Origin of the sequence: Mesorhizobium sp. B2-2-3 (assembly GCF_006442405.1) — a bacterium.
In the GTDB taxonomy this organism is placed as follows: domain Bacteria; phylum Pseudomonadota; class Alphaproteobacteria; order Rhizobiales; family Rhizobiaceae; genus Mesorhizobium.
The window spans coordinates 143,461-158,326 of the sequence record NZ_VFWC01000003.1 but is presented as its reverse complement, the minus strand read 5'-3'; the positions used below and the strand labels follow the sequence as shown (position 1 = coordinate 158,326).

The window sequence follows — 14,866 nt, the reverse complement described above, 5'->3', positions numbered from 1 at the left end:
AGTCCCCAACGTCGTGACTGCTGTTGTTGCGCCGTAAAGTTCTCACTTGTGGCAATGCCGCAACAGTAATTTTGCCGGCTTTCCTCGCCTGTGCGCGGCTTCCGGAACAGTCAGGAGTATTGTATCAAGCCGCCGGTGGGAAAATACCTGCCGTTTCGAGAAAAATGCGGGGCGTGAAGAACATGGCAGCCATTTTAGCGCGTGCTAATCTGTTAAATGTGACGGCAGCACTGGGCGCCCTGGGGCTGATCGCATCGGTCGCCGGGCCGGCGCTTGCCGAGGACGCCAAGCCGGCGCAGCCCCCGGCCGCTCAATCCAAGCCGGCCGACGCCAATCCATGGGCGGTGAACTGTTCAAGCGGCGCGGCCAACAGCGAGCTTCAATGCCAGGTGTCGCAGAACCTGACCGAAGCCAAGACCGGACAGCGCGTGCTGACCGTGACCGTGCGCCGCGACAACGGCAACGGCTCCCTCGCCATGCTGCTCGCCCTGCCGCACGGGCTGTTCCTGCCCTCCGGCGCCAGCTACCAGATCGATCAAGGCCAGAAGACGACCATCGCCATCCAGACCAGCGACCAGAACGGCGCCTATGCCGCCACGCCGCTGCCGCCGGAACTGATCAAGGCGATGAAGTCGGGAACCAATCTCAACATCGGCATGGAATCGGTGACCCGCAAGCCGGTCACCATCCCGGTCTCGCTGGCCGGCTTCACCGCGGCAATCGCCAAGCTGGAATCGATCAAGTAGCGGGCTCGCCGCGCTCCCCCGCCGCCGTCGCCGGGCAATGCTCCAGGCCACGACAGGTTCCATCTTGTGGCGGAGACTACCGGCATCGTGCCGCTTGATTGTCCGCTTCCGCAATGCTCCGATGTCGCTTCAGCCATCCGGAGAGAACCATGACCGGCTTTGTCGACCGCCAGCGCGCGATGCAACTGATGCAACGCGCCGGCCTGCAGGCGCTGGTGCTCTCAGCGCCCGAGGCCTTCCACTATGCGACCGGCGTGTCGATCGGCCCGGCGGGGCTGTTCCGGCGTGCCGGCGCCGGCTTCGTTGTCATCCCGGCTGGGCAGGACCTGCCGATCGGCGTCGTCGTCGCGGATTTCAACGCGGCGCAGCTGCGGATCGCAGCGCCCGAAGCGGTGGTGCGTTCGCACCCGATCTGGATCGAATCCGCGCCGGTCGAGACGGAAACCCGCGGCCTTCTTCTGGCGGAGCGCATCGAGGCCGGCCTTGTCTCGCTTGCCCGCGCGCCGGATTTCGCGCGCCCCGCCACCTTCGATCTCGCCGGCTCGGTGCGCCAGTTGCAAGCTTTGCTTGCCGAATTCGGACTGGAGCGCGCAACGCTCGGCGTCGACCTCGACTTTGTTCCGGCCGCCGATTTCGCGGCCATGCAGGCGCTGCTGCCGCATTGCCGGATGGTCGACGGCTCGTCGGTCTTGGATCGGCTGCGGGCGATCAAGTCGCAACGCGAGATCGAGCTCCTGCAGCAAGGCATTATCCTGTCTGAAGCAGGGCTGGAGCGGCTGCAGGTGGATGCGATGGCCGGCATGCGCCAGGCCGATCTCGTCGCGCTCTACCGGCAAGGCGTGGCCGCGGCGGCGGCGGGCCTCTCCCATCCGGTCGCGACGGCGGAATATGTGACGCTCGGCGCCCGGGCCAAAGGTGCCGATGCCAAGGGGATGCCCGGCGATCCGCTGAAATGCGACATGGTCTGCACGGTCGGCGGGTATGCCTCCGACATGTCGCGCAACTTCACTTTCGGCCCCGCTTCCGCCGACCAGGTCGAACTGCACGCGATCGCCGAGCGCGCTTTCGAGGACGGGCTGGCGGCACTCGTGCCGGGAAATTCGCTCGGCCATGTGCACCGCGCCGCCACCGACAGCCTGGCGCGGCAAGGCCTGCGCTCCTACCGCCGTGGGCATTTCGGCCACGGTGTCGGGCAGTCTGTGTTCTCGGAGCAATGGCCGTTCATTGCGGCCGACAGCGATGTCCTGGTCGAAGCCGGCATGGTGCTGGCCTTCGAGATCCCGCTCTACATCGACGGCCTCGCCAGCTTCAACCTGGAGGACCAGTTCCTGATCACGCCGGATGGGCCAGCCGCGATGAACCAGCTGCCAAGGCGATTGGAGAGGATAGGATAGCGAGGGCGGGATCGTGACGGTGTCACTGTCAGCGCCCTACGGCGCCCCCCTCTGCCCTGCCGGGCATCTCCCCTTCAAGGGGGGAGATCGATTATCGCTCCCGCTTTCGCCAATTTTCAACGTTGCAAGAACAAGATGAGCCGGCGCCGAAACTTCCAATCTCCCCCCTTGAGGGGGAGATGTCCGGCAGGACAGAGGGGGGCGCCACAGAACTCGGCGATGGGTGCCCTGCCGCGAGCGATTAACCGCTCACCGGCGGCCGCCTGTCCCTCCACGGCATTTCCCGCTCGAGCTGCGCCGACGCGGCCAGCACCGCTGCCTCGTCGCCGTAGCGGCCGACAAGCTGCACCCCGATCGGTACGCCGTCTTTCGACCAGCCGAGCGGCAGCGAGATGGCCGGCTGGCCTGAGATGTTGAAGGGGAAGGCGAACGCCGCATCCGTCCATTTGGCGTTGTAGCGGTCGATGTCGGTCTCCGACATGTCGTAATAGCCGAACGGACGCGGCAGCTGCGTCAGCGTCGGGGTGACGAAGAGATCGTAGGGCGAAAGGTCGCCGACGATGTCGCGGCCGACCTGCCTGAGCTGCTCGACATCGGAGATGTGCCTGATGCCGCTGGTCGCACGGCCGCGTTCGATGACCGCCCAGGTCACCGGTTCGACATCATCAGGCGTCACCGGGCGGCCGATCACCGTTTCATGATAGCCGAAGGTCGCCGCCGTCTGCACGCAGGTCATGTTGGTATAGGTGGCCCACACGGCATTGGCATCGAGCGACATGTCGTGTTCCTCGACATCATGTCCCAGCCGCTCCAACGCCGCCACGGTGGCCAGCACCGCCGCCTTCACGTCCGCATCGATGGCCGTGCCGTTGGGCGGCATGACGGTGAAGCCGATGCGCAGTTTCTTCGGTGCCTGTGCCGACAGGCTGAGCCAGGAGGCGTCGGGGACCGGCGGCGTATAGGGGTCGCCCGGCAAGGCGCCGGCCACCGCGTCGAGATAGGCCGCGGTGTCGCGCACGCTGCGCGAGCAGCACAGGAAATAGGCGCCGCCATACCAATAGTCGCCGAACGGTGCCAGGCTGACGCGGCCGCGCGACGGCTTCAGCCCGACGATGCCGCAGCAGGAGGCCGGAATGCGGATCGAGCCGGCGCCGTCGCTGGCCTCGGCGATCGGCACCATGCGCGAAGCGACGGCCGCCGCCGCGCCGCCGCTCGAGCCACCTGGCGTGATGCCTTCCTTCCACGGGTTCTTCGTCGTGCCGTAGAGCTTCGGTTCCGTCGTGATCGACCAGCCGTTTTCGGGCGCGTTCGACTTGCCGACCAGCACCAGCCCGGCCGCCTTCATACGGCGCACGACTTCGGTGTCGAAATCGGCGACGACATCTTTCAGGTAGAGGCAAGAGTTGGTGTTCGGGGCGCCGGTCCAGGACGAGGCCAGTTCCTTGAGCAGGAACGGCACGCCGGCGAAAGGTGCTGATCTGTCGACCGTCTGCGCCTGGGCACGCGCCATGTCGTAGAGGCGATGGATGACCGCGTTCAGCGCCGGGTTGAGCTGCTCGACCAGCGTGATCGCCGCCTCGACCAGTTCCGCAGGTGAAACCTTGCCCCGATGCACCAAGTCAGCAAGGTCCAGAGCATCGGAGTTCGCATAGGTTTTCAGCAGGCTGTCGGTGACCATATCTCTCCTCCTAGTCTTTGCCTCGCGCCGCGCCCGAGCTATCGCTTCGGGCCGACGTTGGCGCCGCCCCTCATCCGCCTGCCGGCACCTTCTCCCCGTGAGTGACGGGAGAATCTTCTCGGGGGCGCTGCGTGAGGGGCGGCGCCGATCTGAAGCTGTTGCCCCCGGCAGCGCGCTCTCACGCCAGCTCGACGGTGCGCCCCAATTCGATGCTCTGTTCGGCGGCGAGCACGATGCGCAGGCTGTTGACGGCGGCGTCCATCTGCTCGGTCAAATCGAGATCCTCGCGGATGGCGCGCAGGAAGAAGGCCTGTTCGCGGTCGCAGAGTTCCTGGTGGCCGGGCTCGTCCTCCATGCTGACGATCTCGTCGGGCTTCGCAAAATTCTTGTCGGCGTCGACCGCGGCATAGTGGATCTTCAGCGCGTCGGTCTTGGTGTGGCGATCGATGTCGGCCGAGTTCGACACCTCCGCCGCTTCCGCTGCGATGCTCGCCTGCTGGCCGGCGACGATCGACACCGCGCCCTTCGGCCCCACCACGTCCTTCACGAAATAGGCCGTCTCGCTCATCATCGGGCCCCAGCCTGCCTCGTACCAGCCGACCGAACCGTCATCGAAGGTGACGTGGAGATGGCCGTAATTCTGCTTGTCGGCTTCCGCCCAGAGCTTCGCGCCGATGCCGTGCACGCGCACCGGCCTGGCGCCCGTGAGCTGGCACATGACGTCGACATAGTGCACGCCGCAATCAACGATCGGGATCAGCGAATCGATCAGGTTCTTGTGCCAGTGCCAGGCGCTGCCGCTGCTCTGCTGGTTGAGGTTGAGGCGCATCACCAGCGGCTTGCCCAGCGTCTTGCCGACCTCGATGAATTTTATCCAGGACGGGTGGACGCGCAGGATGTAGCCAAGCACCAGCTTGCGGTTCTTCGCCCGCGCTGCCGCGACGACCTTTTCGGCATCCTCGATGTTGGTGGCGAGCGGCTTTTCCATGAACACGTGGCAGTTGGCCGCTATCGCCTTCAGCGCGTATTCGGCATGGGTGTTGGGCCAGCTGTTGATCGACACGGCGTCCGGCCTGGTCACCGCGAGCGCCTGATCGAAATCCTCGTAAAGCGGATAGCCGGACAATTCGGCTGGAATCTTCTTGTTGCTCTTGATCGAGCGGCTCATGATGCCGACGATCTCGAAGCCGTCCGAGCGGTGATAGGCGCTGGCATGCGAGGCGCCCATATTGCCGAGACCCACAACCAGCACTTTTATTTTGTCGGCCAATTCAGCCTCCCAATTTTTGATAGGACCTGGCGAGCTGCTGCCGCGCCTGGGCATCCAGAACAATCACTTCAGGTTGGCGCCGCCCCTCATCCGCCTGCCCTTTCCTCTCCCCTGTCCGGAGGGAGAGGAAAGGAGCCAAGACAGGGCAATGAACGACCTCTTTTTGCAGCTCTTACTTCACCGCCGAATCGAACAGATGCGCCTTGATCTTCTCGACATCGAGCGCGGCAAAGCCCTCCGTCAGCTTGACGCTGTCGGCATCGGCCTTGACCTTGGCCTTGTCGAAGTCGTTGGCGGCCGGAATCAGCTCGTTGGTGCAGACATCCTCGGCCTTCACCGGATTGGTGATCTGGCCGATCTTGTGGATCTCGTCGAAGAAGCCTTGCCAGCTCGCCATGTCGTGCGAGCCCCAGCCGCCGCGCTTGTCCATGTCGCCGCGGAAGACGTTGATCTGCTGCAGGATCGAGGTGGTGCCGAGCTCGGGGCCGAGGTTCTTGGCCAATGTCGGGAACTGCTCGAACACCGCTTCGACCGCCGCGCGTGGGTTCTGGTAGCCGAACTCCAGCCCCATCGCCCAGCCGCGCAGATATTTTTCCAGGAACGCCTTCTTGTCGGGATCTTCGAGATCGGCGGCGCGCACGACGAAGGTGTTGGCCGGCAGCTTGGAATTCTTCACGCCGAGCCAGTATTCGAAGTCGAGGCCCTTGGCGATCCATTCGGCGCGCAGCCCCTCCCACGACAAGGCAGCGTCGCCCTGGCCGCCGGCGAGCGCGGTGCCCCAGGTCGGCCAGCCGGCCTCGACATACTTGACCTTCTTGATGTCGACGCCTTGCGCGGCAAGCAGCGGATCGGTGATCGACTGCCAGGCGGCGGAGCCGAGCAGGATGGTCTTGCCTTCGAGCTTCTTCAAGTCGTTCGTACCCTCGCCCTTGCGGAAGGCGATGGAGAACGTGTCGCGCGCGCCCATGTGGAACACCGACTTCAGCTTCATGCCGTTCTGGATGGCGAAGGAGAACACGCCGGGCGAGGGAAAGCCCATATCGGCCTGGCCGACATCGACGAACTTCACCGTCGCCGTGCCGTCCGACGGGCCTGGCTGCATGTCGGTGCTGAGCCCGTCGAAATAGCCTGCCTTCTTGGCTGCCCAATAAGGATAGTCGTCGAGCACTTCGAGCGTGCCGCGCGGCGAGATCCAGGTGAATTTTTCATAGGCCGCCGCCCTGGCCTTCAAGCCCGATGCACCGAGCGCGGTGGCGGTCACGACGCCGGCTGCCGTCACCTGCAGGAAGGTGCGGCGGCTGATGCCCGTTCTTGTCGCCGTCTGGAATGAGTTCTGGTCGGTCATGGCATTCCCCTTTTGTTGATTGACCTTCTTGTTGATCGATGGCCTTTCGCCCGCTCCGGGGCGTTCATGATCTCGTGCTCAAGCCTCCCAGCTCGCCCATTTCTTGCCGATCAGGAAGAACAGCACGTAGATCAGGATGCCGAGCGTCGACAGGATCAGCACCACGGCGAAGAATTGCGGCATCTGGATCATGGACGAATAGGTGGTGAGCCGGTTGCCGAGGCCGAAGCCGCCGCCGACCATCTCCGCGCCGACTGCGGTCAGCAGGCCGAAGATGGCGCCTATCATCAGCCCGACCAGGATCATCGGCAGCGCCATCGGCGCGCGGATCTTCCAGAATATCTGCAAGGTGCTGGCGCCGTAGGAGCGCGCCAGCGCGATCTTGGCGCTGTCGACGCGGCGAAAGCCGGTGGCGGCGTTGATCATCACCATCGGCCCGGCGGCCAGCGCCACCGCGATGATGCGCGGCGTGTAGCCGAAGCCGAAGCGCAGGATCAAGAGCGGCACCAGCGCCAGCATCGGCGTGGTGACGAGAAGCAGGATGTAGGGCGCGACGATCTTTTCGGCGAAGGGGAACTGGGTGATGACGGCGGCCAGCACCAGGCCGACGACGGCGCCGATGGCGAAGCCGGAAACCAGCTCGACCAGCGTGTAGCCGAGATGCGGCGCGATCAGCGGGAATTCGTCGAACAGCGCGTAGGCGATCGAGCTTGGCGGCGGCATGATATAGAGCGGTACATGGAACAGGCGCAGCGCCAGTTCGATGCCGCCGATGATGATCACGGCGACAGCGATGATCGCCGCCACCTCCTTGCCCGATTTGATGCCGGGGCCGCTGGCGAAGGCCGACAGGTTGGTCAGGCTGACGTCCTGCCCATCGCCGGACTTGGCACCCGATTTCGATTTCGAGAATTCCGGGATGGCGTCGCTCACGGCCTGATCCTCACGATCTCGGCGCTGGCGCGTTCCTGCTCCGGCGCCTTCGGCCTGACGCGCTCGCCGACGATGTCCATCTTGATCCGGTTGGTGAGGTCGAAAACCTCTTTCGTCGCCATGATCTCCAGCGAGCGCGGCCGCGCGAACGGCACGCGGTATTCCCTGGCGACGCGGCCGGGGCGCGCGCTCAGCACCACCACGCGGTCGGAGAGGAAGATTGCTTCCTCAATGCTGTGGGTGATGAAGACGATGGTGGTCTTGGTGTCGAGCCAGATCTCCTCGACGAGACGGTTCATCTCCTCGCGGGTAAAACTGTCGAGCGCGCCGAACGGCTCGTCCATCAAAAGCACGGAGGGTTTTGGCGCCAGCGCCCGTACGATCGCGGCGCGCTGCTGCATGCCGCCCGAAAGCTCGCGCGGGAACTTGCCGCCGAAACCGTCGAGCCCGACGCGGTGGAGCAGATGCGCGATCCATGCGCGGTCTGGTTTCTCGCCCTTGATCTCGAAGGGAAAGCGGATGTTGGCATCGAGATTGCGCCAAGGCAGCAGGTTCGCTTCCTGGAACACGATGCCGATGTCGGGATGCGGCCCGGTGATCTTGACGCCGTCGAGCCGGATCTCGCCGCCGGTCAGGCTGTGCAAGCCCGACATCGACCACAAAAGCGTGGTCTTGCCGCAGCCGGACGGGCCGACGATCGAAACGATTTCATTGGCGTGGACGTCGAGGCTGCAGCGGTCCAGCGCCAGGAGGTCGCCGGATGCGGTGTGATAGATCTTGGTCGCTGCCTGCACACCAAGCTTCGGCGCTGTTGTTTCGCCCGCGTTCATCCGCCCCTCGGAGAGTGCGTCCAATCGACTGCCAAAGTCAGTGTGTAACTATCCTACTTTGGTGTCAAGCGAAGAGCGCGATCGTTCCGTCGTTGAGAGCCGCCTATTCCTCTATATACCTGCTTTCGCTGTCTTTTCTTTATCTTGAAATGCGTGTTGCTTTCCTACATACTCGGGAAAAGTGGCACAACAAGGCGGCGTTGCAGATGGGCAAAGCCGGGTGACATGCCGCAACGGCACGCAGCAGTTGCAGCGGGGCCGTGCACATGGAACGACAGCGTGCAAGCATGGTAAGAGGTCGACAAGGGACCAGGGAAGGCCACTTCATGACCGAAGCTGACAGCCGGGAAAACCTGATGACGGATGGCGAGGGGGACGGGGGTGAGCCTGTGCGGCGCATTCCCGACATCATCTCGCTGGTCAAGGATACCTATGCCGAGCTGCGTCCGGCCGAGCGCCGCGTCGCCGATGTCGTGCTCGACGACGTCAAATACGCGGTCGATGCCTCCAACGCCGCCCTTGCCCAGCGTGCCGGCGTCAGCGAACCGACGGTGACCCGCTTCTGCCGCGCCATCGGCTGCGAGGGCGTGCGTGATTTCAAGCTGAAGCTGGCGCAGAGCCTCGTCGTCGGCGCGCTCTATCTGGACACTTCGCCAGCCAGGGAGAACGACACCGGCATGCCGTTCTGGAACGCGGTGTTCGGCGAAGCGCGGCGGGCGCTGCAGGAGGCCGAGCGGCAGCTCGATCCGGTCCAGCTGCAGAAGGCCGCCGAGCTGATCGCCAAGGCGCGCCAGGTTACGGTGTTCGGACTGGGCGGCAGTTCCTCGGCGCTGGCGCAGGAAACGCAGTACCGGCTGTTTCGCTACGGCATATCGATCAGCGCGCAATGCGACCCTTATCTCATGCGCATGACCGCCTCGACCTTGAAGCCCGGCGACCTGGTGATCGCCATTTCGGCGACGGGGCGCACGCGCGAGGTGATCGAGGCGGTCGAACTCGCCAAGCACTACCGCGCCAATGCCATCTGCGTGACGGCGCCCGACACCGAGCTCGCGCGCGTCGGCGACGTCAGGCTGACCGTAGCGGTGCCGGAATATCCCGATACGCTGAAGCCGACGGCATCGCGCTTCGCCTTTTTGGCCATGATCGACCTCATGGCGGTGGCTGCCGCCTACAAGCTTGACGGCTCGGCCCGCGAGACGGTCCGCCGCATCAAATACAATGCCCAGATCCACCGCACCGGCAAGGAGATGGAGCCGCTCGGGGATTAGGAGGCTTTTCCCTTCTCCCCCTGTGGGAGAAGGTGGATCGGCGCGCAGCGCCGTGACGGTTGAGGGGTGGGTGACGGAGTGACGTCCGTGCCGAGCTGGAGCACCCCTCATCCGACCTCGCGCCGCGAGGCCACCTTCTTCCCACAAGGGGAGAAGGGAACACCGGACAGCGCCAACGCGAAAAAGAGGGAAACAAATGCTCGAAATAGCACCATCGCAACAGGCAGCCGCATGGCTCGGCGCTTTCGACAAGGCGCTCGAAGCCGGTGACATAGCGGCCGCGGCCAACCTGTTCGTCGACGATTGCTACTGGCGTGACCTCCTGACCTTCACCTGGAACGTCACCACGATGGAAGGGCGCGAGGCGATCGCCGACATGCTGAAGGCGACGCTGGCAGCGACGCGGCCGGCAAGATGGCAGCTCACCGGCGAAGCCACCTCGGACGAGGGGATAATCGAGGCCTGGTTCACCTTCGAGACCGCCGTGGCCTCGGGCCAGGGCATCATGCGCCTGCGCGACGGCCGCTGCCGGACATTGTTCACGGCAATGACCGACCTGAAAGGATTCGAGGAGCGCAAGGGCGCGACGCGGCCGCTGGGCGTGCGCCACAAGGCCGACCCGGAGCGCGAGACCTGGTCGGAGGCGCGGGCGCGCGAGACCCGCGAGCTTGGCGCTTCGGAGCAGCCCTATTGCCTGGTCATCGGCGGCGGCCAGGGCGGCATCATGCTGGGCGCGCGGCTCAGGCAGCTCGGCGTGCCCTCGATCGTCATCGAGAAGAATGCCCGGCCGGGCGATTCCTGGCGCAAGCGCTACCGCACCCTCGTGCTGCACGATCCGGTCTGGTACGACCATCTGCCTTACATTCCGTTTCCCGACAATTGGCCGGTCTTCACGCCCAAGGACAAGATGGGCGACTGGCTGGAAATGTACACGCGCGTCATGGAGCTCAACTATTGGGTCGCCACCAGATGCGTCAGCGCCAGCTATGACGAGGCCGAGAAGGTCTGGACCGTGGTCGTGGACCGCGTCGGCCAGCACATCACGCTGAAGCCCAAGCACATCGTCTTCGCCACCGGCGCCTACGGTCCGGCGCGGCCGATCGACCTGCCGGGCGCCGGTGACTTTAAGGGCGAGCTGCTGCATTCCAGCCAGTATTCCAGCGGCGAGAAGTTCCGCGGCAAAAAGACCGCGGTCATCGGCGCGGCGAGCTCCGGGCACGATGTCTGCGTCGATCTCTGGGAAAGCGGCGCCGAGGTCACCATGATCCAGCGTTCGCCGACGACCGTGGTCAAATCGGACACGCTGATGGAAGTCGGTTTCGAGATCTTTTCGGAGAACGCGCTGGCGCGCGGCATCACCACCGAAAAGGCCGACATGATCGTCGCCTCGACGCCCTTCGCGCTGGTGCCCAAGGGCCAGCGGGCGCTCTATGACGTTATCCGCACGCGCGACGCGGCTTTTTACGAACGCCTCGCCGCCGCCGGCTTCGCCCTCGACTTCGGTGACGACGAGACCGGCCTGCTGATGAAGGCCTACCGCACCGGCTCCGGCTACTACATCGATGTCGGCGCTTCGGACCTGATCATCGACGGCAAGATCGGCATCCGCAGCGGCGTGGCGATCAAGTCGCTGACGGCGAAAGGCATTCTCTTCGAGGACGGCAGCGAGCTTGAAGCCGACGCCATCATCGCCTGCACCGGCTATCAGTCGATGAATGAAACCGTGGCGCAAATCGTCTCGCGCGAGGTCGCCGACAGGGTCGGCCCGTGCTGGGGTCTCGGTTCCGGCGTCAAGGGCGATCCCGGGCCATGGCAGGGCGAATTGCGCAACATGTGGAAACCGACGGCGCAGGAAGGGCTGTGGTTCCACGGCGGCAATCTGGCGCTCTCGCGCTTCTATTCGAAATATGTGGCGCTGCAGATCAAGGCGCGGATGGAGGGGATTGATACGCCGGTTTACGGGGCGGTCAGCAACGCGCGACGGTGAAGCGGAAGCGTTGCTTCGAGGGAAGGTCGACCCCACTCCGTCGAGCTTCGCTCGACACCTCTCCCCCGATCGACGGGGGAGAGGAAGGGCGCGAGCTTATGCCGGGAGGCTCCCTTCCTCTCCCTCCGGAGGGGGGAGAGGTGGCGCTGCGGAGCAGCGACGGAGTGGGGGAAGCCATTCGCCAAACGCGCCGCCGCGGCAAGACAGGCGGCGCAGTGCTACCGAGATCAATCAATCATGCCGGTGCCCAAAATGCCTGGCCGCGACCTCGACATGCGTATGCCCCACATGCGCCTCGAAACGCTCGGTATCGCCGGCATCGTTCATCGTCTCGTTCGGCCACCAGGCGCCGCCGATGGCGATGCCTTCGCAGACCAGCCGCTGGTCGGCGACCAGCGAGGCGCCGACCGCGTCGACAAAGGTGAAGCGGCCGGAGTGCTGCCGCAGCAGCGCGACGTCGCCGGCGGTTCCGACCTTGAGCGTGCCCAGATCAGGCCGCGCGATCGCCTGCGCCGCCGCTTGGGTGGCGGCGCGCAACACCTCGACCAGCGGCATGCCGAGCGCCAGCAGCTTCGACATGCACACCAGTATGTCGAAGGCCGGACCGTCGACGCAGTAGAGATGCACGTCGCTCGAGATGACGTCGGGCGCCAGCCCTTCGGCCAGCATGGCGCGAGCGACCTCGAAGTCGAACGAGCCCATGCCGTGGCCGAGATCGAAGATGACGCCGCGCTCGCGCGCCAGCCGCATGTCGGGCCGCACGGCGCCGGAGGCGAAGACCGGCGCGTTGGGAAACGGCCGGAAGCAATGGGTGAGAATATCGCCCCTGCGCAGGCGCGGCAGCACTTCCGAGCGCCCGGGCGGCGGCTCGTCTATGTGCGCCATCAGCGGCAGACCGGATTTGTCGGCCGCCTCCAGCGCCAGATCGACCGGCGCGATGCCGCTGGTGCCGCCGGCATGCTTGCCGGAGCGGACCTTGACGCCGACGACGACGTCCGCGTGCTCGCGCACCGCCGCCACCACTTCGCGCGGTTCGCAGAGCCTGAGATCGCTGCACTCGCCGACCGAGACGGTCTGCGAGAAGCCGAAAATGCCGGCGAAGGAGATGTTGACATAGGCCAGGATGCGCACCTTCGAGCGCTCCATGACATGACGGCGAAAGCCGAGGAAATTGCCGGCGCCGGCACTGCCGGCATCAATGAAGGTGGTGGTGCCGCTCTTAGCCGCCAGCCGGTCGGCATCGACGCCGAGCGAGGTGCCGCCCCAATAGACGTGGCTGTGCAGGTCGACGAGGCCGGGCGCCACGATGCAGCCCTTGGCATCGATGACGCTGGCCGCGCGGTCGGCGGGAATGTCGGCGTCGATGGCGGCGACGCGGCCATTGGCGATGGCAAGATCGCGCGGCGCGTCGAGCCCGGCCGCCGGATCGATCAGCCGCCCGCCCTTGAACAGAAGATCAAATTGCATCGGGCGCGCCTCCGCTTCGTCCCATCCTCGCCGACGGCCGTCAGAGCGGCCGGTAAGCGACGGCTTCCATTTCGATCTTGATGTCGATCATCAGCCGCGATTCGACCGTGGTGCGGGCCGGCGGGTTCTTCGGGAAATGCCTGGCATAGACGGCGTTGAAGGCGCCGAAGTCGCGCGCGTCCTCAAGCCAGACGGTGGTCTTGACCACATCGTCCATGGTGCAGCCGGCCAGCGCCAGCGCCGCCTTGACGTTGGAAAGCACCTGCTCGGTCTGTTCCGATATGCCGCCCCTGACCACGATGCCGTCGCCGCCGACCGGCACCTGGCCAGAGATATAGACGAAGTCGCCGGCCCGCACTGCGGGTGACAGCGGGACATGCGACGTTCCAAAACATTGCTTGGGCAAGAGCGGACCTCCTCTGATGCTATGACGGGACACGATGGGAGCGCCCGCTTCGGCCGAGATTTACCCCGATCGAGGCGATCCCGATAGAGGTCTTGTTGGAAAGCAACATTCCTGGAAATCCATGTTGCTTTATTACAGAAGCGCTTGCATCGTGCGCGCTCGCCGGCCGGGCCTGAAACGGACGGGCGCATTTCCAGAGCGGAGAACCGAGAATGACCTTCGACAAGAACCCGTTTCCATCAGGGGATGCCGACCGCCACGCCCTCTGGGAGATGCTGGTGCGGCGCGACATCGATGCCTTCATCGGTCAGGACTGGTCCATGGTCGAGGACGATTTTGTCGCCGAAAGCTTCTTCGGCATGCACGCGCATTTTCTTGCCAACGCCGACGCCTGGCGGCTGCAGTTCCCGCGGCTGGAGATCTATCGCGACGAGTGGCTGCGCCAGGCCAAGGAAACGGCGGCGACCAAATTCGCCGAGCCGCTGCGCGAGGCGCTGTTCCGCGTCACCAACCTGCGCGACATCGATGTCGACGGCGACCGCGCCGTGCTGCACAAGAAATTCGACGGCACCGTCGCCAAGGCGGATGGCGGCGTCGATCGGCTGAAATGGCAGACGCTGTATTTCTGCAGGAAGGTCGGCGGCAGCTGGAAGATCGCGGGCTTCGTCGGCTACATGCCCTATCCGCTGGGAGGCTGATAGCGCCTGTTGTCGAGGGCGGTCGGTTTTTGCAACCGATCCGACGATCAGTAGAGCGTCACGAAGGCCGGGAACAGCAGCCCGCTCTCCCGGAGATATTCGATCAGCTCGATGGCCGGGAAAATGGCCAGGAAATAGAGCCCGTCATAGAAGGTGCGCTTCAGCGCGCGCGTCGAGAATTGCAACTCGTCATTGTCGCGGTAGAGCAGCGGGTTCGGCCAGAAGCGCGGCGTGGCCTTGGTGTAGGCGAGATAGGCCGGGCCGAATTTGCCCAGGAGGTATTCGGCTTCCTTGCGCGCCGTGACGCGGAAGATGAGGAAGCTGGCAGCGCCCAGCGCCACGGCCGCCAGAACCGAGCCGTAGAGCAGTCCGATACCGACAGCGCCCACCGTCGAGAAGAAATAGAGCGGGTTCTGACTTATCGAGAACGGTCCGATCGAGACCAGTTCCTCGTTTTTCTTGCCGCCGACATAGAGGATGCTCCAGAGCCGGCCGGCGACGCAGGCGAGCACCAGACAGAAGCCGAGGAATTCGAGCGTCTCGTGGCCTTGCGAGCCCTCGTTGAGCCCAGGCTTGGTGAGGAACAGAAGCAGGACCGCGAGCACCGCCGCCACTCGCACGAAAATCAGCCGTTTGCGCTGGACGAAGGCCTCTGAGACCGGCTTGAGGGAAGCGTAGGTCATTCGTGTTTTCCTGGGGCGCTGGCGAGGCCCGCGTGCACTCGGGCACGCCATTGATGGCGGATACAAGGCAATCGCTTTCTATCAAAGCAGCGCACGACGTTCGTAAAGCCTTTTTGCGCCAACCAGGTCCAACCTTACGAATTTGTATGCCGGCGGAC

13 protein-coding genes are annotated in these 14,866 nt (G+C 64.8%); 5 read left to right on the top strand and 8 right to left on the bottom strand.

What is annotated here, in order from left to right; all coding sequences use genetic code 11:
• The first annotated feature begins 182 nt into the window (after window positions 1–182).
• Window positions 183–746 carry an invasion associated locus B family protein gene (locus tag FJ951_RS06725; protein WP_224618147.1) on the top strand — a complete coding sequence of 188 codons (564 nt, stop codon included), beginning with the start codon at window positions 183–185 and terminating at the stop codon, window positions 744–746.
• 149 nt (window positions 747–895) lie between these two features.
• Entirely contained in the window at window positions 896–2,140 is a 1,245-nt protein-coding gene (locus tag FJ951_RS06720) for a Xaa-Pro peptidase family protein (RefSeq protein ID WP_140514058.1), read from the top strand.
• Window positions 2,141–2,381: 241 nt separating this feature from the next.
• Here the strand turns inward: FJ951_RS06720 and FJ951_RS06710 are convergent, their stop codons facing one another.
• From FJ951_RS06710 to FJ951_RS06690, 5 genes are all read right to left on the bottom strand, one after another.
• Window positions 2,382–3,818, bottom strand: coding sequence for an amidase (locus tag FJ951_RS06710; protein ID WP_140514057.1), 1,437 nt, complete (start codon window positions 3,816–3,818; stop codon window positions 2,382–2,384).
• Between the two features lie 178 nt (window positions 3,819–3,996).
• Complete coding sequence (locus FJ951_RS06705; protein WP_140514056.1) at window positions 3,997–5,088, bottom strand: Gfo/Idh/MocA family oxidoreductase; 1,092 nt, start codon at window positions 5,086–5,088, stop codon at window positions 3,997–3,999.
• 172 nt (window positions 5,089–5,260) lie between these two features.
• The gene (locus FJ951_RS06700) at window positions 5,261–6,433 is read right to left on the bottom strand and encodes an ABC transporter substrate-binding protein (RefSeq protein ID WP_140514055.1); all 1,173 of its coding nucleotides are present in this window, start codon (window positions 6,431–6,433) and stop codon (window positions 5,261–5,263) included.
• A 78-nt stretch (window positions 6,434–6,511) separates the two neighbouring features.
• On the bottom strand, window positions 6,512–7,366 hold the full coding sequence (locus FJ951_RS06695; protein ID WP_140492076.1) for an ABC transporter permease: 855 nt from the start codon (window positions 7,364–7,366) through the stop codon (window positions 6,512–6,514).
• Window positions 7,363–8,196, bottom strand: a complete 834-nt coding sequence (locus tag FJ951_RS06690; RefSeq protein ID WP_140514054.1) for an ABC transporter ATP-binding protein — start codon at window positions 8,194–8,196, stop codon at window positions 7,363–7,365. Before FJ951_RS06690 ends, FJ951_RS06695 begins: the two co-directional genes overlap by 4 nt.
• Before the next feature lie 326 nt (window positions 8,197–8,522).
• Here FJ951_RS06690 and FJ951_RS06685 point away from each other — a divergent pair, with 326 nt between their 5' ends.
• Complete coding sequence (locus FJ951_RS06685) at window positions 8,523–9,467, top strand: MurR/RpiR family transcriptional regulator (RefSeq protein ID WP_140514053.1); 945 nt, start codon at window positions 8,523–8,525, stop codon at window positions 9,465–9,467.
• Window positions 9,468–9,663: 196 nt separating this feature from the next.
• Window positions 9,664–11,454: an NAD(P)/FAD-dependent oxidoreductase gene (locus FJ951_RS06680; protein ID WP_140514052.1), complete on the top strand. Its 1,791-nt coding sequence runs from the start codon at window positions 9,664–9,666 to the stop codon at window positions 11,452–11,454.
• 231 nt (window positions 11,455–11,685) lie between these two features.
• On the opposite strand, the gene FJ951_RS06670 is transcribed toward FJ951_RS06680, so the two are convergent.
• Window positions 11,686–12,921, bottom strand: a complete 1,236-nt coding sequence (locus FJ951_RS06670) for an amidohydrolase/deacetylase family metallohydrolase (protein WP_140514051.1) — start codon at window positions 12,919–12,921, stop codon at window positions 11,686–11,688.
• A gap of 40 nt (window positions 12,922–12,961) precedes the next feature.
• A complete protein-coding gene (locus tag FJ951_RS06665) occupies window positions 12,962–13,327 on the bottom strand; it encodes a RidA family protein (RefSeq protein WP_140514050.1) in 366 nt (121 codons plus the stop codon).
• A gap of 212 nt (window positions 13,328–13,539) precedes the next feature.
• Between FJ951_RS06665 and FJ951_RS06660 the strand changes: the two genes are divergently transcribed.
• Window positions 13,540–14,025: a hypothetical protein gene (locus FJ951_RS06660; protein WP_140492097.1), complete on the top strand. Its 486-nt coding sequence runs from the start codon at window positions 13,540–13,542 to the stop codon at window positions 14,023–14,025.
• Window positions 14,026–14,072: 47 nt separating this feature from the next.
• Here FJ951_RS06660 and FJ951_RS06655 read toward each other — a convergent pair whose 3' ends face one another.
• Window positions 14,073–14,708, bottom strand: a complete 636-nt coding sequence (locus tag FJ951_RS06655) for an isoprenylcysteine carboxylmethyltransferase family protein (protein WP_140514049.1) — start codon at window positions 14,706–14,708, stop codon at window positions 14,073–14,075.
• Window positions 14,709–14,866 lie beyond the last annotated feature (158 nt).